The following is a 17,777-nucleotide window of genomic DNA, read 5'->3' as shown; positions in this document are numbered from 1 at the left end:
TATGATTAGGATTGCATTTTTTAGCATTATGCTGACTGCCTGCGGCTCTGATGCGGCAAAACAAGGAGATAAGAAGGCCCTAGTGGAAGAGGTAGCTGATTCTCAGATAAAAGTTGGCGCAGCGCAGATGGAAGAATACCTGCCACTCCTGCAAAACAAAAACGTGGGTATGGTGGTGAATCATACCACGATGCTGGGCCAGACGCATCTGGTTGACTCACTGCTCAGCAGAGGGATTGCCATTAAAAAAATATTTGCACCGGAGCATGGCTTCAGGGGTGACACCCCCGCCGGCGACAAGGTGGGAAATGAAGTCGACTCGAAAACAGGAATCCCCATCCTTTCCCTGTATGGCAGCCACAACAAACCTACAAAGGAAGACCTTTCAGGGCTTGATGTAGTGATTTTTGACATCCAGGATGTGGGGGCCAGGTTCTACACCTATACCAGCACCATGAGCTATGCCATGGAAGCCTGCGCAGAAAACGGCTTACCATTTATAGTGCTTGACAGGCCCAACCCACTCGGCAATGTCATTGACGGGCCGGTTATGGAAGAAGCCCAAAAGTCATTTGTTGGCCTCCATCCCATTCCTATTGCCTATGGCCTTACCATGGGTGAGCTGGCCACCATGATCAACAATGAGGGTTGGCTGGAAAATAGCGTTAAAGCCGACTTGCAAGTGATCAAGCTGGCAAATTGGACACATAGGAGCTCTTATAATCTGCCTGTAAGCCCATCGCCCAATCTACCGACGGATCACTCCATCGCCTGGTATCCGTCTATCTGCCTTTTTGAGGGCACGATGATGAGCCTGGGCAGAGGTACTCATTTTCCCTTTGAAGTATTGGGCTACCCTTTGCCTGAGTTTGGCGACTTTCAATTTACTCCCGTTCCAATTCCGGGCATGTCGATGGATCCAAAGCATCAGGACAAACTTTGCTATGGTATCGACATGAGGCAAGCTCCCGTACCCAATGCCGTGGATCTTTCCTATCTCATTTCATTTTACAAGAAAACGCCAGCCGACTCCAGTTTTTTCAACAACTACTTCGCCCTTCTGGCAGGAACTCCTGACCTCCGAAAGCAAATTGAACAAGGAATGAGTGAGGCTGAGATCAAAGCCACCTGGCAGGAAAAGCTTAATGCATACAAGCAGATAAGAAAGAAACATCTGTTGTATGATGATTTTGAATAAACAGCCTTCATGACAAAGGATCTTCGAATAGTATTTATGGGTACGCCAGAATTCGCCGTACCAAGTCTTGATATTTTAGTAACCAATGGGTGGAATATTGTTGGGGTGATTACAGCGCCTGACAAGCCACAAGGGAGAGGTAAAAAGCTGGGTGTATCGGCTGTAAAAGCCTATGCTGAAGATAAGGGGCTCAATATCCTGCAACCGACCAACCTTAAATCGCCAGAATTCATTGCGGAGTTGAAGGCGTTGGGCGCCAACCTGCAAATAGTAGTTGCCTTCCGCATGCTGCCCGAAATAGTATGGCAAATGCCGGCCTTAGGCACTTTCAACCTGCATGGATCGCTTTTGCCCAAATACCGTGGCGCAGCACCCATCAACTGGGCTATTATCAACGGCGAGAAAGAAACGGGTGTCACTACTTTTTTTCTGAAACACGAAATCGATACTGGCGATATCCTTTTTCAGGAAAAAGAACCGATAAGCGATGAGGACAACGTTGGCACAGTGTATGAAAGACTCATGAATAAGGGAGCCGCACTGGTGTTAAAAACAGTCGAAGCCATTGCAGAAGGCAACTACAAGGAAAAGCCGCAGGAAGTTTTCGAAGACACGCCTACGGCACCAAAAATATTCAGAGAAACCTGTGAGATCAATTTTGAACAACCGACGGAGCAGGTGGTTAACTTCATCAGAGGCCTATCGCCCTACCCCACCGCCTGGACAAGCCTGATGGGCAAAACTGTGAAAGTTTACAAAGCACGAAAAATCAACCAAAAGGGCGAAAAAGAAATGCTGAGTGACAGCAAGACGTACCTCTATCTAAAAACCGCAGATGGGTATATCTCCATCGAGGATTTGCAGATGGAAGGCAAGAAAAGAATGGACATTGAAGAATTTCTCAGAGGCAATAGAATATGATCATATCCCAAATAGTAGCAGTCTCCCGGAATGGTGTCATCGGCAATGACTATAAAATGCTGTGGCATATGCCCAAGGACTTCAGGTACTTCAAGGACCAAACCATGGGTCATCATGTGCTCATGGGGAGGAAAACCTTCGAGTCGCTTGGTAAAATTCTCCCTGGCAGAACGTTTATTATTGTAACAAGAGACAAAAACTTCAGCCTGGAGGGCGCCCATGTTGTTGATTCTATAGAAAAAGGCATAGCGTTAGCCAAAGCAGCCGGAGAAGAAGAGCTTTATATCATTGGCGGGGGGGAAGTCTACAAGCAAACACAGCCCATTTCCGACATCCTTTATATCACAGAAATTGATGTAATTGTGGAGGGAAATGTGAAATATCCTCTTCCTGACACACACATTTGGAAAGAAGTTAGTCGAAAAGACATGTCCTCTGACGAAAAAAATCCTTATAATTATTCATTCACCCAGTGGAAAAAAAGAAAGTAGCGTATGGCTGAGGTAAAAGGCAAAGTAGTGTGGATCACAGGTGCATCTTCAGGAATTGGGGAGGCGATTACCTATGAAATGGCCAGAAGGGGAGCGAAACTTATTCTGTCGGCTCGCCGTCAGGAAGAACTGGAGAGGGTGAAAGCTGCTTGTTTGGCAACGGTGCCGGGCCTGGCTGAGGAAAATGTAAAAATACTGACAGTCGACCTGGCCAATGCAGCAAGTCTTGAAGCCAAAGCGAAAGAAGCAGAAGCCATGTTTGGTGTGGTCGACGTGCTTGTAAACAACGGCGGCATCAGTCAGCGCTCACTGGCCAAAGACACCCAATTGGATGTTGATCGCAAGGTAATGGAGGTCAATTATTTTGGAGCCATTGCCCTTTCAAAGGCGCTACTGCCCGGTATGATCAGCAGAAAAAACGGGCACCATGTAGTGATCTCCAGTGCTGTGGGCATCATCAGCTCGCCTTATCGAACAGGGTATGCGGCCAGCAAACATGCCTTGCATGGCTTCTACGACGGGCTCCGGGCAGAACTGCACGACGACAATATCAAAGTGACCATCATCTGTCCTGGATTTATCCGGACGCAGATTTCCGTCAATTCAGTTACTGGTGACGGGGGTAAATTCAACGAGATGGATGACGCTCAGGCAAATGGTATTGCACCGGAAGCGGCAGCAAGGACGATTGTGAAAGCAGTGGAAAAAGAAAAGGAAGAGGTGTACATAGGAGGAGTGAAAGAAGTGGGCGGTATTTATGTGAAGCGGTTTTTTCCTTCTCTCTTCTCACAGATAGTGCGAAAGGTAAAGGTGCGTTAGCAGCTTAAGAAATGAGGGTAAGCCATTGGTATAAAGTGTTGTTACCGGGCAGTTTTTTGCTGCTCATGGTCTTATGGCCCATGGCAAGCAGTGCCCAACCCAGCAGAAGATACCAACTACCGTCGGGCAAATCAGCGTCGGATATCCAGTCTGATCAGCTCATCATTAAATTCAAAGACGGCAGCTATTCAACAGGCGCCAGGACGTTACAAGCCGCTCCCGATATTGCCCCATCCACTATTGGCCAGAAGATACCGATAAAGGAGCTGAAGGCACTCGATCCTGCATCCAATTCAAACGCAAGGACGCTCCAGCGGCCAAGCAAATACCTGGCTAACATGTACAAAGTTGAGTTGGCAGAGGGCAATGTGCTGGAAACGATCAACGAATTACTTCGGTATGACAATGTGCTTTATGCCGAGCCAGTTTTCAAAGAGCAGCTCTTTCTGATACCCAACGACCCGGACGCCGCCACAGCAAGCCCCAAGCAGCCCTATCTCTCGTCTATCAAAGCCTATGATGCCTGGGGGATTACGACTGGCGATTCTACCATTGTCATTGGCATTATTGACACCGGAGCAGACTATACCCACGAGGACTTAAGCAAAAATATCTACCTGAATACAAATGACCCCATTGATGGCGTCGACAACGATGGGAACGGTTACGTAGATGACTACCGTGGCTGGGACTTTGCCAATAGAGATAGTGACCCTAAGTCAGATTTTGGAGATCACGGCACACACGTTTCCGGTTTATCGTCAGCCAGAACCAACAATGCCAAAGGAATGGCGGGAACAGGCTTCAATTCTAAGTTTGTGCCATTGAAGGCCTTTAAAACGGAAGACAATACTTCATTCGGTACTTACGAAGCTATTATCTATGCGGCTAACCAGGGCATGGACGTTGTCAATCTTAGCTGGGGTTCGGCGGGGAATTATAGCCAGGCGGCGCAAGACATTATTAACTATGCTGTTCTGGAAAGGGATGTGGTGGTAGTGGCTGCCGCCGGCAACACCAATGCCGAGCTTACCTTTTACCCGGCCAGTTATGACAACGTATTGTCTGTAGCTGCTTCCACCAACGACGGCACCAAGTCGTCCTTTGCTACCTATAGCTACTATGTCGATCTGGTAGCTCCCGGCACCGCCGCCTACTCAACAAGGAACAACAGTACCTATGGAACTGCTGATGGCTCATCTTTCTCGTCGCCTCAGGTGGCTGGTGCAGCTGCTTTACTCAGATCTTATTTCCCGAAATACTCTGCCATCCAGATAATGGAGCAGTTGCGTATCACTGGCACGTCGGTGGATGGGCTGGCTGGTAATGCTCAGTACAAGGGTCTGCTGGGCCGGGGTATGCTCAACATGTACAGTGCCCTAACTGATACGCTTTCTCCTTCGGTGCGTTTGGTGAAAGATTCTTTGTATACGCAAGCCGGGAAGAAGGTCTTTTTTGGCGACACTGTACACTATGATTTGCAAGCCATTAATTGGCTCAAGCCTGCCTCAGGTCTTGAAATTACCCTCGAACCCCTTAGTGATTTGGTAACGTTAAGCAGCAACACCTGGACTACCCCCTACCTGGCCACATTTGACTCTACCAACTATGCATTTTCTGCTATTCTGGATGAAAATACTCCTCCTGGTTCCAGGGTCATTTTCAAAGCCAAAGTCAAAGCTTCTGGTTACAACGACACCCAATATTTTGAGTTCACCACGCACCCTGATTCGACCACTACCTCGTCTTCCAATCTATCACTTACCATTAACTCGAAAGGAGACCTTGGCTACACAATGGACTCTCTAAAAGCAGGCAATGGGGTCAAGTTTCAAAATATTAGTGTGGCAAGCCATGCTGGGTTTCTCCTCGGTAATAGTGATACAACATTAGCTGACAACGTTGCCAATAACCTCATATACGGAACGAGGAACAATGATTTCTCCGTTAACAAGCACCTCAAGTTATTCGGCGGAACAGTTGCCGACAATTACTACGAAAACAGCTTTACAGCAAGCCTGACTGAAGTTCTATCAACTCTCGTAGAGCAGAAAACGCTGTCTTGGGATTCTGCTGATGACCGAAATTTCCTAATCACTGAATATCGGATCACAAACACCTCCTCTGATGCCATCGAGAACCTTCATGCCGGACTCTTCGCCAACTGGAACATCGGCGTCGGCGACAATAACCGCACTGAATGGGTCGACTCTCTAAGACTTGGAGTTACCTACATTGACGAAGACAATATCTATGGTGGGATAGCACTGCTCACAAACAATATTCCAACTTTTTATGCTGCCGACATCGACAACCTGAACGAAAACATGGCCGTGACCGACTCGCTGCTTTCGGATTCGCTCAAGTTTGCCTGGCTGAGTGCAGAAATGGTCAAAACGAATGCCGGCCAAAGTGGAGCAGGCAATAACACTGCTCAAATGAATGGTGTGAAGATCGGGAACCTTGGCGCCTTTAAGAGTGAAAAAGTAGCTTTTGCCTGGATTACTGCCGAGTCAAAAAATGGGCTCATTACTGCCGTGCAGCGAGCCCGCCTCAGGTATGCTGAATTCCAAAACAAACCGAGAACCATTGCGACAGTTTTGGCCTGCAAGGATTCTCCGGTTACCATCAGCCTGTCCGGTGGTACTTCATTTGATTTCTTTGCCGACGCCGGAGCCACAGACACGCTGCTGATTCACGGAAATAACTACCTGACTGATACCATCAAATCACCCGCCACCTTCTTCGTGCGAAACGCTGACAACAACTACACTGGCGACTTGTTTTCTGTGCAGGTTAATATGGACGGCCTTGACGCCAATTTCAGCGTTAGCTCAGACACTGTTCTGCTTGAGCCAGGTGTTAACCCCACCATCAGCCTCGCCAGCCAAAGCGAAAAAGCAGTGAGCTGGGCCTGGGACTTTGGCAATGGTTCCCAAAGCACTTTAGAAAATGCTCAGGCAAAATACAACCAGCCTGGCACCTATGACATAACACTAACAACGAGCAGCAAAGCAGGGTGTGTTTCCAACTCCACTAAAGCTATTTTGGTGGCTAACAGAGCGCCACAGCCGGTCATCGATGCCATAGTAATTTGCGCAAATGCCTCCGCAACTATTCAGGCTGCAAATGCCACAAAAATAAAAGTCTATACCGATTCGACTAGCAAGGCCGCAGTCTTCGAAGGCGCCTTTTTCACCTCCGGTCTGCTTGATAAAGACACTTCGTTCTACGTGGCTAATGCAGACAGTCTTTTTGAAAGCCGCAAGGTATTGGTCTCTGTACAGCTGAATCGACCCATCGTTGACTTCACCTATCTCCCTGATACTACTCAGTTCGAATCGGCGATCCTTCTGGTCAATCAAAGCAGCAATGCCACTGGCTACCAATGGTATTTAGCCGACAGCCTCATAGGAGACACCATGAATAGCCAATTGATTTTGGGAGAGCAAACCGAAATTACCATCAGACTGTTGGCCAGCAATGAGCAGGGATGTACCTCATCAGTTTCAAAACTATTGAGCTTCACCAAGTCGGAGCTGCCGTTGGTGTCCAATAGCCCGGTTTGCCCCGGCGAAAACTTCACTCTGGTGCCGGAAAACGGGAGCAACTTTCTTTTTACCTCAGCAAACACCGGGGAGCCACTGCACAAGGGAAGTAGATTCGATGTTTTGAACGTGACGGACACTGTTAAGCTAATTGTAAAAGGTATCGACTCTATTATAGAAAGTGACCCGGTTGAAGTTTCAATATACCCTTACGACTTCTCTGCAGACTTCCTTATTGAGCCTGAGGTTCTCATCCTGAAAAAGCAAAGAACTGCCACTTTTACAAGTCTGTCGCCAGGCGCCACTTCGTGGGAATGGATGATCAACGGAAGCCTGATAGACATTTCCCAGCAGCCCTTGCTGGCATTCGATTCCGCTGGGATTTATGACGTGATGCTGATAGCCCACAATGAAGAGGGCTGTGCAGATTCTGTGTCGATGGCGTACCAGGTATTGGAAGTAACTGGGGTTGAAACTGCAGCGGACATCTTCAATTTATTCCCAAATCCGGCAAGTGAGACCATAGCTATTGAACTTCTCAAGCAGCAAAATGACGCTGTTATATCCATCATCAATATGGCTGGGCAGGAGGTTCTTAGTCGCTCCCTGGATACCAGCCCGGGACAGTCTGTTGAAATAGCAATCGGTTTGCTACCAAAAGGTGTTTACACCATCCGCCTGTCAACTCCTTCGCAAAGCTGGCAACAGCGGCTCATCAAAAAATAATCTGATTAGTTCTCAAAAAGGTAGTTTTGCTTTTATATTTTTAGATTAACCTAAATTAATTTTATTGTATTTGAAAATTTAACGAGTATATTTGTCTAATAATTAATAAAGGTTGGTCGAAATGCAATTAACTAAGTCGTTATGCTTTTTATGTTTGTTTTGCCTTGTCCTAGGTGGCTGCCAGGGGATCATTCCTGAAGCACCCGAAGAAAACACGCTGCTTGATGGGCCCGTAGAAGGGCTTTCCAATTCTGAGCGAAAAAGATTCCTTAACGGTGATTTTGCTTTTAATGCCGAAGTATTCTCGTCTGCTAACGGGCTTGGCCCCTTATTTGTCGCCACATCTTGCGGGAGCTGTCACGCCGGAGATGGCAAAGGGCACCCCTTTACAACCCTTACTCGCTTTGGTCAATCAGCACCAGGTGTCAACCCGTTAATTGGAAAAGGCGGCCCACAGTTGCAAAACAGGGCCGTGCCAGGGTATGAGCCAGAGCAGCTTCCTGATGGCGTCGCATTCTCCAGATTTACTCCACCCGCCAATACTGGCCTCGGTTTCCTTGAAGCTTTGACAGATGCGCAAATCCTTGCCAATGCCGACCCCGACGATAGCGACGGAGATGGCATTTCGGGCGTGCCCAACTACATCACTCCTCCGCCCTACTTTCAGCCCGGCGCAACGCATACAGATGTTGACGGCAAGTACATTGGCAGGTTCGGGAAAAAGGCGGCCGCTATTGACCTGCTTCATCAAACCGTAAACGCCTATAACCAGGACATCGGCGTTACTACCACCTTCGAGCCAGTTGACCCACACACTCACCTGCCTACCGATCCGGAAGTGTCCGATCAGGTCGTTCACGATTTGGTATTCTATCTTCAAACACTCAAGGAGCCCATACCCCGGGCGAGCTCTGATGCTGACGTGGTGAAAGGCAAAGCGCTGTTTTCGTCCATTGGATGCGCCAATTGCCATATTCAAGAGTGGACAACCCCGGAAACAAGTATCAAAGCGCTTTCCAACAAGAAATTTTACCCTTACACCGACCTGCTCCTGCACGACATGGGGCCCGGGCTTGATGACGGTTACACAGAAGGCTCCGCTGAAACATACGAATGGCGTACACCGCCTCTTTGGGGATTGGGGCTTTCACCCAATTCACAAGGTGGTAACTATTTTCTGCTTCACGACGGCAGGGCAAAAAGTATAGAAGAAGCCATACTGCTACATGGCGGTGAGGGGCAATTCAGTAAAACGCAGTTTGAGTTGCTGACCAAAGAAGACAAAGATGCTATCCTCAAATTTCTTAAATCACTGTAGCCATGGATAGAAAAAAATTTATCAAAACATGTGGCATTGGCTGTATGGGTATGCTTGGAGGCCTAAGCCTTCTGCAAAGCTGCGCCGGAACAAAATACATTACCGGACAGATAACCGGGTCGTCTTTACTGGTTCCCCTCTCTTCTTTTGAAGAAGAGAAAAAGGGACAAAAGGCATTCAGGAGGTATGTGGTAGTGCAAAATGAAAAGCTGGAATATCCGATCTGTGTTTACAGGTTCTCGGATACCGACTTCAGTGCCGTACTCATGCGATGCACACACCAGGGCACGGAACTGCAAGTGTTTGGCGACAGGCTACAATGCCCGGCTCACGGCAGCGAGTTCTCCAGTACCGGAGCTGTACAAAACGGCCCGGCAGACAAAAACCTGAGAAGATTCCTCATTGACAAGGAGAATGACATGTTAAAAATTGACCTCTCATGAAATCAATTTTCATTACCCTGATATTTTTCAACCTAAGTTTAACTGTACAAGCCCAAATAGACAGCACTTTATTGCGGCGGGCGCCGGTTGATACCACAATGGCCAAAGGAATGAACATGGACGCCGTTTACAACAGGCCATTTCTTCAGATGGGGAAAATGCCCGTTTCTCTTGGTGGGTATGTCGAAGCCGACTACCAGTACATGGGTGAAGATGGCGTAACTGAAGGGCACACGTTCCGCATACCAAGAATGACATTGTTTGTCGCATCCACCATCCATAGAAAGATTAAGTTTCTATCGGAGCTAGAGTTGGAGGAAGGTGGCAAAGAAATTTCCATAGAATTTGCAGCCATGGATTTTAGTTTTCATCCCCTGGTTAATTTACGTGGAGGCGTAGTCATGAATCCAATAGGTGCCTTCAACCAAAACCACGACGGCCCAAAATGGGAGTTTGTGGATCGTCCGGTTGCCATGACCCAAATGCTGCCTGCCACCTGGAGCAATGTCGGCTTTGGGCTCTATGGCAAGCAATATGTGAACGACTGGGCATTTGGCTACGAAGCTTATGTAACCAACGGCTTCGACGATTCCATCATTAGCAATACTGAAAACAAAACATTCCTGCCTGCTTCAAAGGCCAGTAAGGACAGGTTTGAAGAAAGCAGCAATGGGCAGCCTTTGGTTACCGGTAAGTTTGCGATAAGACACAATATGGTAGGCGAAATCGGCCTGTCGTACATGGGTGGGGTGTTTAACAAGTTTGAAGACGATGGCCTTGTACTTGACGATAAAAGACGCCTGGATGTGTTGGCTGTAGACGTTAACACCACGCTGCCGTTTAGCAAAACGTATGTCGTGGGTGAATGGGCCTGGGTGATGGTAGACGTGCCCGAAACCTACAGTCAGACTTACGGCAACAAGCAGAGAGGTGGCTTTATCGATATTGTGCAACCCGTTCTTAACCGGCCAATGCTGGGTTTTGAAAAGGCCGTATTGAACGTGGCCTGTAGGCTGGAGTATACCGATTGGAATGCGGGAAAGTTTCGGGAGACGGGAGGTAATATCTCAGAGCATCTTTGGGCCATAGTGCCGGCAGTGAGCTTTCGTCCGACAGCCCAAACCGTCCTGCGAGCTAACTTCCGCTACATGCAGCAGACGGACTTGCTGGGCAACCCGCCTGCACTCATTAGCGGCGTTCAACTTGGTGTGTCAAGTTATTTTTAATCAAACTTCCCTCCGGCATCCACCCGGAGGGAAGTGATTGGATTGGCTTAATCAACTTGCCTCATGAAACATATGCGTTGACACGGCGATTCTATTCCATGCGTTGATGGCAATAATGTGGGCAATCAGCTGTGCTATTTCATGGTCGTTGAAGTGCCTGGAAGCTTCCTGGTACGTAGCCTCAGACAATCCCTTGTCAGCAATAAGTGTAACTTCATCAGTGACCGCCAGGGCAGCCTTTTCTGCATCGGAAAATAAAGGCGACTCCCACCAGGCACTCAGTGCATAAATTCGGTATTCGCTTTCTCCACCCTTTCTTGCATCCACAGTATGAATTTGCAGGCAGTAGGCACACCCGTTGATCTGCGATGCTCTTATTTTGATAAGTTCTTTAAGCCCGGCAGCGATGCCCGTCGAGGCTTCGTATTTTCCCAGCCCGAACATCGCCTGATAAAAGCCCGGCTCAAGGTCTTTGATATTAATTCGTTGCTTCATTTGTTCAGCTATTTATTGTTAGAGATTTGTTCGATTGAAGCTGACAAAGCCCGTCGGACTCAACTTCAAAGGTGAGGTTCATCAGATTGTACACATGCTCGCTGGTCACCATCCAGGCGATGGCAAGCATTTGCTCATCAGAATAGTGGCTTCTGCAACTATCGTATGTATCATCGCCAACCTTTTTATGCAGCGTCATTTCCGTAGCAAACCTGAGCGCTACCCGCTCCTTGTCTGAAAACAGAGGTGACACTTCGAAGTCATTTACAGTAAAAAATTTCTCCTGGTCTTTAAACCGCTGCACGGCATGTGCCTGTCCGATGTCGATGCAGAAATGACAACCGTTTAGCTGAGCTACATGAATCCTCAGGAGTATCCTCAGCTCCAGGGGAATTGGCAGCTTGTTCTCAAGGCTGGAGATTTTTCCGCTCCAGGTGCCAAAAGCAATTGGCATGCGTGAGTAAATCTTCTTCAGGGGAGTAATCACTTTCCCAAAGGTTCTTTTGGAGTACCAGAAGGCGATTCTGAGCATCAGCCCTCCAGGCTTTTCGATGGGTGTTAATCTTTCTGACATAAGCTTTTTTCCTTATGTCTGAATGCCCAGCTTTTTGTGACAACTATTTCAGCTGAATTTTATCCGGATTTCTTATTATGTAGATATTTTCTACGCTATCGCCTGTCATCGAAAGATATGAAACAGAATACGGCTCACCTCCGGCAAAGGTGACAAAAGCTGGGGCACCATTGACGGTTGCCTGCCTTAATTCTACGTTGAAAGGCAAGCTCTTTCTAAAAATGCCCAGTAAAAACTTCGCCACTGTTTCAGGCCCGTGAAGCGAATTGACTGCGGCTTTGACTTTACCTCCTCCGTCGGAATAGAGGGCAACGTCATCCTTCAGAAGTGTTTCAAGCTGCTTTGTATCTCCCTCAGTACATGCCTTCAAAAAACTTTCTACCAATTGTCGGGCTGCATTATCTCCTGGTCTCTTTTGGCTGCTCATGCCCTTTTGGTTGGCTTTCTTCCTTCCCCGATGAAGCACCTGCCTGACGTTTTCCTCACTCAGGCCAAACAGTTGACTCAAGTCAGCAAAGGAATATTCGAATGCTTCCCGCAACACAAACACGCCACGTTCTACCGGCGTAAGCTTTTCGAGCGCAACCATAGCCTCATAACTCATCACACCTTCATCCGTAACTGTGGGGAAAGAAAAATCTACAACAGGTTCAGGCAGCCATGTGCCGAAATAGCTCTCCCTGGCCTTTTGCAAAACCTTCAAACGGTCAATGGCTTTATTGGCCACCACTCTGGTGAGGTATGATTTCGTATTATGGACTTCGACGTTCGGCTTTTTCAAAAAAGATTCAAAAGCATCCTGAACAATGTCCTCAGCTTCCGGTATTTCGCCGAGGATGTTGTATGCCACTGAAAAGAGGTAGGGTTTAAGCTGCGCAAAAATTGTATTGCTGTCCTCACCTCCCTCAAACCGGCTAACGTAAGGCCTCTGGTTAAAACGGGAACTTGCCATGTCGACAAAGTTAGCGCAATTCTTATTTCGACTTTTCCTTCCGAAAATTTTTCTTAGCTTAAATGAGGAAACAATACTATCTAATGGAGGAAGATAAAAACGAGCTAACCCCTGAAGAAAAAATTCGGCAGGAAAACGACCTTCTCAAGTTAAAGTTGATGGCAGAACAAGGAGCCAAATTTTTTGAAGGTTCAGAGACAGAGCTGAGCCCCACGATAGAAAATGAATGGCTTAACTACATTCAAAACTTCGAGGCGTTGCACAAAAACGCTAAAAAAATTTCTGTCTACAAACTCATTGGTGAGCCGGCTTTCGAAGCCGAAGAGGATCTTGACGATGCCTCAATTACCAAAAAACTCAACGAGCTCCTTGAGTACATGGGCGAGCATGGCGTTTGCCTCGACTACATGGATGGCTACAGTGACCGTGTTATTTACAAGTTTATCGTCGATGAGCTTTTCATATATGAAATGGACGATGTTCGTATGGATGGCATGGTGAGCCACTTTATCTATGAGGAATTTTACCCCAACCATAACCACGATCTCACGCAGCATACAGAGGAGTTTATCTATCAATTGCTCAAAAGTGAATGGAATGAATTTGCAAGCCATACCCTATGCAAGGAATTGTATCAAAGTGGACAGGAGAAGGTTTCGGAAGAAACATTTGTCGAGAAAATAAAACTATTTCAGGCCGCCTGGAAAAACTTTGAAGTAACGAAGGAAGAAATCACAGAAGTTGATTTTAGCCTAAAGAAGAAAAAAGCCAGGGTTGTCGTCGACCTGGCTTATTCCGCATTTACTCCAAATGGCGAAAAAGTTTCTTTTGCCGGCAGTGCATTGCTTGGCTTCAGACACCAGTATGGTTACTGGTATATCAATCAAGCGCACATTCCCGGTTTTTCTGATTAACCTTACTCACTCCTCAGCGACCTGGCAGGATTGGTGAGCGCCGCCCTACGGGCCTGATCCGAAACAATTGCCAAAGCAAAGCCAAGAGCTACAATACCAACCAACGGAAATATCCACCAGTCTATATTAGTGTGTATAGTATAACGCTCCAGGTATTTGCTTAGCAGGTACCAGGCCATTGGGGCAGACACGGCAAAAGCGATAAGCACAAGCTTGGTAAAGTCTTTGGAAATGAGTGCTACCAAACTGAACACTGAAGCGCCAAGCACTTTCCTTACCCCAATCTCCTTGATCCTCTGCTCCGCCGTGAATGAGGCAAGGCCAAACAGTCCCAATCCTGTAATGAAAATGGTAAGAAAGGAAAAGATAGTTGCCAGCCTTTGAGTCATATTGATGGTAGTGAATTTCTTCTGGAATTCCACATCGACAAAAGTGTACTCAAATGGGTAGGCTGGGTTGTGTTTGTTAAAGATGTCGCCTACCACCGCCAGCGACCCTTGCAAGTCATCCGTAGCTTTTAGCCTCACCGTAATGGCATCCGTCCAATTGGGATCCAAAATCATGAACATAGGTTTGACAGGATCGTAAGGTGAGCCCATCATCACATTGTCCACCACGCCGATCAACTTCCTTTTGCCACCCCAAAGATCCAGCGGTGTACCAATGGGATCTTCAAGTCCCATCAAATCAAGCGCAGCCTTGTTGATAACAATGGAGGCAGTGTCGGTCGTAAATTCCTTCGAAAAGTCCCTGCCCATCAACACTTCGATACCCATGGTTTTGGCGTAGTCATATTCGCAGGCAATTGTTGTGAAAATCACACGCTGCGTTTCCGGCTTACCAGGCCAGCCCAAAAAATTGTTGGAGTTGATATCAGTAATGGCACTGTTAGAACGAGTTACAGACTCTACATAACCGGACTGCTCCAGCTCCTCTTTGAAGATGTAGTAGTTTTTCGCTATCTCTTCATTGTTCTGAATGGTGATCAGGTTCTCCTGCTTGTAGCCCAACTCCCGGTTCTTAGCCAGCTCAATCTGCTTGAATATCACCACTGTGCTGATCATCAGCATAATGGCAAAAGCAAATTGTATGATAACAAGTACCTTTCTTGGTGTTGCACCACTTTTTCCCACAGAAAAAGACCCCTTCAGCGTGCGCACCGGGTTGAATGAAGAGAGGTAAAATGCCGGATAGCTGCCTGAAAGTATACCAGTTACAAACACCACAGCGATTGAGTAGATCCAGAACTGAGTTGAGGCAAAGTCAATCACCAGTTCCTTTTCCACCAGGTTGTTGTAGGCAGGCAGCACCAAAAGAGAGATGATTACAGCAATAAAAAACGAAAGCGTCGACAGAAAGAGTGACTCTCCCAGGAACTGTGCAATCAGCTGGCCCTTTCTCGAGCCAAGGCTCTTTCTGATGCCCACTTCCCTGGCCCGGCGTTCGGAGCGGGCGGTGGAAAGGTTCATGAAGTTGATGCAGGCAATGACAAGAATAAAAATAGCGATAGCCGTAAACAACCTGACATAGTCGCTCATGCCTCCGGTGATCTTTCCGTTTTCAAATGAGGAGTACAATCTCCACTTCAAAAGTGGGTGAAGAAACAACTTGGTAATTAGTTCTGTTTCGCCGTGTTCATAAAGCATATTTTCGATGCCAGCTACCACCTCGGGCCGCTTCGATGCATCCACTAACTCCACGTATACCTGAAAGGAGTAATTGCCCCAATTGGTCTTATTTTCAACCACCCAGGGATTGATAGCTTCCCTGTGCTTCCAGGGCATCAGGTATTCCAACTCAAACGACGAGTTATTGGGTATGTCTTTGAGAATACCAGTTACTTTTAATGAACTCTTATCGTCCACCCGAATGACCTGACCTATTGGGTCTGCATCGCCGAAAAGTGACTTAGCCAAAGATGTTGTAATGACAATTGAAGACGGGTCGTCCAGCACAGTTGCAGCATCTCCTACCAGCAGGGGAAACTCAAACATTTCCAGAAACTCCTCCCCGACATAGTAGCCTTGCTGCATCATTCGCTTTTCTCCGACCTTAAGCAGGTGGTTGCCGCCCCAGTCGGCTACGGTGGTGTTGGCGATGCCACTATGAGCATCCTTCAATGCTTCATAAGTCGGCAACGGCACCGACCGCCACGAGTTGATTTTGCCATCAAACTCCGCATTTCCCCACACCTGATAGAGCCGGTCAGCTTTGGGATGAAAGGAGTCGAATGAGGTTTCGTCGGCTACCCACAGCAAGATGAGCAGGCTGCAGGTGAACCCTACCGAAAGCCCCGAAATATTGATAATCGAATAGAGCCGGTTTTTACCAAGGCTCCGGATGGCAACGATGAGGAAATTCTTAAGCATGATGTTGAGTTTTTGACTAGTCTATTTCCAGTGACAAGCCTGAAAGAAAAGGGTTGCAGAAGGCACACAACTTTGGTTACTGGCCCTTCCTTCGGCTGGAGTGAGTACTTAGGTGGGAGGAAAAGGTTACAAGCCAATTTCCCAAATAAAAGGTTGGGGTGCGATCTTTTTGTTCAATGATCAGGATATCTGTATTTTAATTTATCAATCGAACCAAATAGCCCATGCCCAACACCTACAATAAGGTCTATATCCAAACTGTTTTTGCTGTAAAATTTCGGCAAGCACTTATCCAAAAAGAATGGAGAGCTGACCTGATGGCAGTCATAGGAAACCTCATCAACGAGACGGGATGTAAGAACATCATTGTAAACGGAGTCGACGATCATGTACACTGCTTTTTTAACTTAAAACCCTCTCTGGCTATTTCTGATGTAATGAAGTCTGCCAAGGCCAAGTCATCGAAATGGATCAATGACAACAAGCTCACCCCGCAACGCTTCGAATGGCAGGGAGGCTTTGGTGCGTTTTCATACAATCAATCGCAGGTGAACAATGTCTTCAACTACATCAAAAACCAGGAAGCCCATCACAACAAGCAGAGCTTCATTGAAGAATACATTGAATTTCTGGAACGATTCGAGGTTGATTATGACAGGGAGTATTTGTTTAAAGAGCCTGTTTGATGACCCAAGCAGCCTTGAATGAATTCAAGGCTGCATAGAAAACCGTGCCGATGGCACTACAATTTGGCAGATCATCCCGCAGAGTGCCGTAGGTACGACCAATCTCCCAAACCCTGAATTTATTCTGGGTGGCTGATGGTAAGAAACATCAGCAAAAATCTATAATCCGAACGACCAGAGCGTTCCCCAGCCTCCACATCTCATAAATCCATGTAATCTTGGATCTATCCGAGGTTACGCCAAAGAACCTACGCCTCATCATCACAATCAGCCTCGAATAAATTCCAGGCTGTCTAGAAAACCGTGCCGATGGCACTGGCAATTAGATCACCATAATCAAAGTGCCGTAGGTACGACCCATTTCCTAAACCCTGAATTTATTCTGGGTTCAAAGCTGCTCAGAAAACTGTACCAATGTTACTACAACCTGGCAGGTCAATCCTCAAAGTACCGTAGGTACGACCGATCTCCGTAAAACCTTGGATTTATCCCAGGTTACCGTCTGCAAAGCAGCAAACCATCAATGGCACTGGCTAGTTGCCCCGCACAACCTAAAGTCCCGTAGGTACGACCGGCACCCGTACCCTTGGGTTATCCCAGGCTACCCCATATAAACCTACTCCTCCCTCCCCTTCACCACCAAAAACCAATCGTTTTCCAGAGGCAAGTAGCCGTAATCGTAGCAGTAGTAGTATATATTGCTTTTGCGGTTGGTGTAAGTATGCGTCATGAAACGAAACTGGAAACCGCCCTGCGTTAACTTATCTCTATGGGCTTTGGCCATCACCTCTCCCTCCGGTACAATGCCCTCCAGAATATTTCGATTCTTCTTCAAAGCATTGTTAATATTCCGGACGAGGTTATTGCTGGCCGACTTCGTTTGATTGTTATATGTATTGCGGCAATAATCATCGCAAAATTTTTTATCTATCCTTCCCTGTAAGGGTTTACCACAAGCCAGGCAGGTTTTTGAATCAGCTATTTCACTCATTATCAAATAGTTTACCCTCCAATATAAGGCTAATATTATCCGAAAACAAACGTTTGTAAACGTTTACAAACGAATACTATCGAATGTAAACGACTAGAAACCGGCT

General features: G+C 47.1%; 15 protein-coding genes. 10 read left to right on the top strand and 5 right to left on the bottom strand.

The features are described from left to right. The first annotated feature begins 1 nt into the window (after nt 1). The 8 genes from RIF36_RS07380 to RIF36_RS07345 all read left to right on the top strand — a co-directional run bounded on the left by RIF36_RS07380 (nt 2) and on the right by RIF36_RS07345 (nt 10,690). Entirely contained in the window at nt 2–1,198 is a 1,197-nt protein-coding gene (locus RIF36_RS07380) for an exo-beta-N-acetylmuramidase NamZ family protein (RefSeq protein WP_350149329.1), read from the top strand. Nucleotides 1,199–1,207: 9 nt separating this feature from the next. Then, a complete protein-coding gene (gene fmt, locus RIF36_RS07375; protein ID WP_350121596.1) occupies nt 1,208–2,119 on the top strand; it encodes a methionyl-tRNA formyltransferase in 912 nt (303 codons plus the stop codon). Continuing rightward, on the top strand, nt 2,116–2,610 hold the full coding sequence (locus RIF36_RS07370; RefSeq protein ID WP_152000927.1) for a dihydrofolate reductase: 495 nt from the start codon (nt 2,116–2,118) through the stop codon (nt 2,608–2,610). Before fmt ends, RIF36_RS07370 begins: the two co-directional genes overlap by 4 nt. 3 nt (nt 2,611–2,613) lie before the next feature. Then, nucleotides 2,614–3,429, top strand: coding sequence for an SDR family oxidoreductase (locus tag RIF36_RS07365; RefSeq protein WP_350088714.1), 816 nt, complete (start codon nt 2,614–2,616; stop codon nt 3,427–3,429). Between the two features lie 11 nt (nt 3,430–3,440). Then, nucleotides 3,441–7,703, top strand: coding sequence for a S8 family serine peptidase (locus RIF36_RS07360; protein WP_350121598.1), 4,263 nt, complete (start codon nt 3,441–3,443; stop codon nt 7,701–7,703). A 154-nt stretch (nt 7,704–7,857) separates the two neighbouring features. Next, nucleotides 7,858–9,021: a di-heme oxidoredictase family protein gene (locus RIF36_RS07355; protein ID WP_350121600.1), complete on the top strand. Its 1,164-nt coding sequence runs from the start codon at nt 7,858–7,860 to the stop codon at nt 9,019–9,021. A 2-nt stretch (nt 9,022–9,023) separates the two neighbouring features. Continuing rightward, the gene (locus tag RIF36_RS07350) at nt 9,024–9,464 is read left to right on the top strand and encodes a QcrA and Rieske domain-containing protein (protein WP_350121603.1); all 441 of its coding nucleotides are present in this window, start codon (nt 9,024–9,026) and stop codon (nt 9,462–9,464) included. Beyond that, the gene (locus tag RIF36_RS07345) at nt 9,461–10,690 is read left to right on the top strand and encodes a hypothetical protein (protein ID WP_350121605.1); all 1,230 of its coding nucleotides are present in this window, start codon (nt 9,461–9,463) and stop codon (nt 10,688–10,690) included. The genes RIF36_RS07350 and RIF36_RS07345 overlap by 4 nt, the downstream gene beginning before the upstream one ends. A 51-nt stretch (nt 10,691–10,741) precedes the next feature. Here RIF36_RS07345 and RIF36_RS07340 read toward each other — a convergent pair whose 3' ends face one another. From RIF36_RS07340 to RIF36_RS07330, 3 genes are read right to left on the bottom strand one after another with little or no spacing between them, the layout of a single operon-like run. Then, complete coding sequence (locus tag RIF36_RS07340) at nt 10,742–11,185, bottom strand: carboxymuconolactone decarboxylase family protein (RefSeq protein ID WP_350121607.1); 444 nt, start codon at nt 11,183–11,185, stop codon at nt 10,742–10,744. A gap of 4 nt (nt 11,186–11,189) precedes the next feature. Beyond that, on the bottom strand, nt 11,190–11,759 hold the full coding sequence (locus RIF36_RS07335; protein WP_350121609.1) for a carboxymuconolactone decarboxylase family protein: 570 nt from the start codon (nt 11,757–11,759) through the stop codon (nt 11,190–11,192). A gap of 43 nt (nt 11,760–11,802) precedes the next feature. Continuing rightward, nucleotides 11,803–12,711 carry a sigma-70 family RNA polymerase sigma factor gene (locus tag RIF36_RS07330; RefSeq protein WP_350121611.1) on the bottom strand — a complete coding sequence of 303 codons (909 nt, stop codon included), beginning with the start codon at nt 12,709–12,711 and terminating at the stop codon, nt 11,803–11,805. An 83-nt stretch (nt 12,712–12,794) separates the two neighbouring features. Between RIF36_RS07330 and RIF36_RS07325 the strand changes: the two genes are divergently transcribed. Continuing rightward, nucleotides 12,795–13,625 (top strand): hypothetical protein, encoded by an 831-nt coding sequence (locus RIF36_RS07325; protein WP_350121613.1) that lies wholly within the window; start codon nt 12,795–12,797, stop codon nt 13,623–13,625. 2 nt (nt 13,626–13,627) lie between these two features. Here the strand turns inward: RIF36_RS07325 and RIF36_RS07320 are convergent, their stop codons facing one another. Further along, entirely contained in the window at nt 13,628–15,994 is a 2,367-nt protein-coding gene (locus tag RIF36_RS07320) for an ABC transporter permease (protein ID WP_350121615.1), read from the bottom strand. A gap of 224 nt (nt 15,995–16,218) precedes the next feature. Here RIF36_RS07320 and tnpA point away from each other — a divergent pair, with 224 nt between their 5' ends. Next, complete coding sequence (tnpA, locus tag RIF36_RS07315) at nt 16,219–16,680, top strand: IS200/IS605 family transposase (protein WP_350121617.1); 462 nt, start codon at nt 16,219–16,221, stop codon at nt 16,678–16,680. A gap of 616 nt (nt 16,681–17,296) precedes the next feature. On the opposite strand, the gene RIF36_RS07310 is transcribed toward tnpA, so the two are convergent. After that, nucleotides 17,297–17,671, bottom strand: a complete 375-nt coding sequence (locus tag RIF36_RS07310; protein ID WP_350121619.1) for a hypothetical protein — start codon at nt 17,669–17,671, stop codon at nt 17,297–17,299. Between the last annotated feature and the right edge of the window lie 106 nt (nt 17,672–17,777).

This window comes from Imperialibacter sp. (genome assembly GCF_040222815.1).
Classification (GTDB): domain Bacteria; phylum Bacteroidota; class Bacteroidia; order Cytophagales; family Cyclobacteriaceae; genus Imperialibacter.
The sequence above is the reverse complement of the archived record's forward strand: the minus strand, read 5'-3'. Positions and strand labels throughout refer to the sequence as shown.

Coding starts and splice junctions, on each gene's coding strand:
- RIF36_RS07380 (WP_350149329.1), top strand. CDS start 2: ATGATTAGGATTGCATTTTTTAGCATTATGCTGACTGCCTGCGGCTCT.
- fmt (WP_350121596.1), top strand. CDS start 1,208: ATGACAAAGGATCTTCGAATAGTATTTATGGGTACGCCAGAATTCGCC.
- RIF36_RS07370 (WP_152000927.1), top strand. CDS start 2,116: ATGATCATATCCCAAATAGTAGCAGTCTCCCGGAATGGTGTCATCGGC.
- RIF36_RS07365 (WP_350088714.1), top strand. CDS start 2,614: ATGGCTGAGGTAAAAGGCAAAGTAGTGTGGATCACAGGTGCATCTTCA.
- RIF36_RS07360 (WP_350121598.1), top strand. CDS start 3,441: ATGAGGGTAAGCCATTGGTATAAAGTGTTGTTACCGGGCAGTTTTTTG.
- RIF36_RS07350 (WP_350121603.1), top strand. CDS start 9,024: ATGGATAGAAAAAAATTTATCAAAACATGTGGCATTGGCTGTATGGGT.
- RIF36_RS07345 (WP_350121605.1), top strand. CDS start 9,461: ATGAAATCAATTTTCATTACCCTGATATTTTTCAACCTAAGTTTAACT.
- RIF36_RS07340 (WP_350121607.1), bottom strand. CDS start 11,185: ATGAAGCAACGAATTAATATCAAAGACCTTGAGCCGGGCTTTTATCAG.
- RIF36_RS07335 (WP_350121609.1), bottom strand. CDS start 11,759: ATGTCAGAAAGATTAACACCCATCGAAAAGCCTGGAGGGCTGATGCTC.
- RIF36_RS07330 (WP_350121611.1), bottom strand. CDS start 12,711: ATGGCAAGTTCCCGTTTTAACCAGAGGCCTTACGTTAGCCGGTTTGAG.
- RIF36_RS07325 (WP_350121613.1), top strand. CDS start 12,795: ATGGAGGAAGATAAAAACGAGCTAACCCCTGAAGAAAAAATTCGGCAG.
- RIF36_RS07320 (WP_350121615.1), bottom strand. CDS start 15,994: ATGCTTAAGAATTTCCTCATCGTTGCCATCCGGAGCCTTGGTAAAAAC.
- tnpA (WP_350121617.1), top strand. CDS start 16,219: ATGCCCAACACCTACAATAAGGTCTATATCCAAACTGTTTTTGCTGTA.
- RIF36_RS07310 (WP_350121619.1), bottom strand. CDS start 17,671: ATGAGTGAAATAGCTGATTCAAAAACCTGCCTGGCTTGTGGTAAACCC.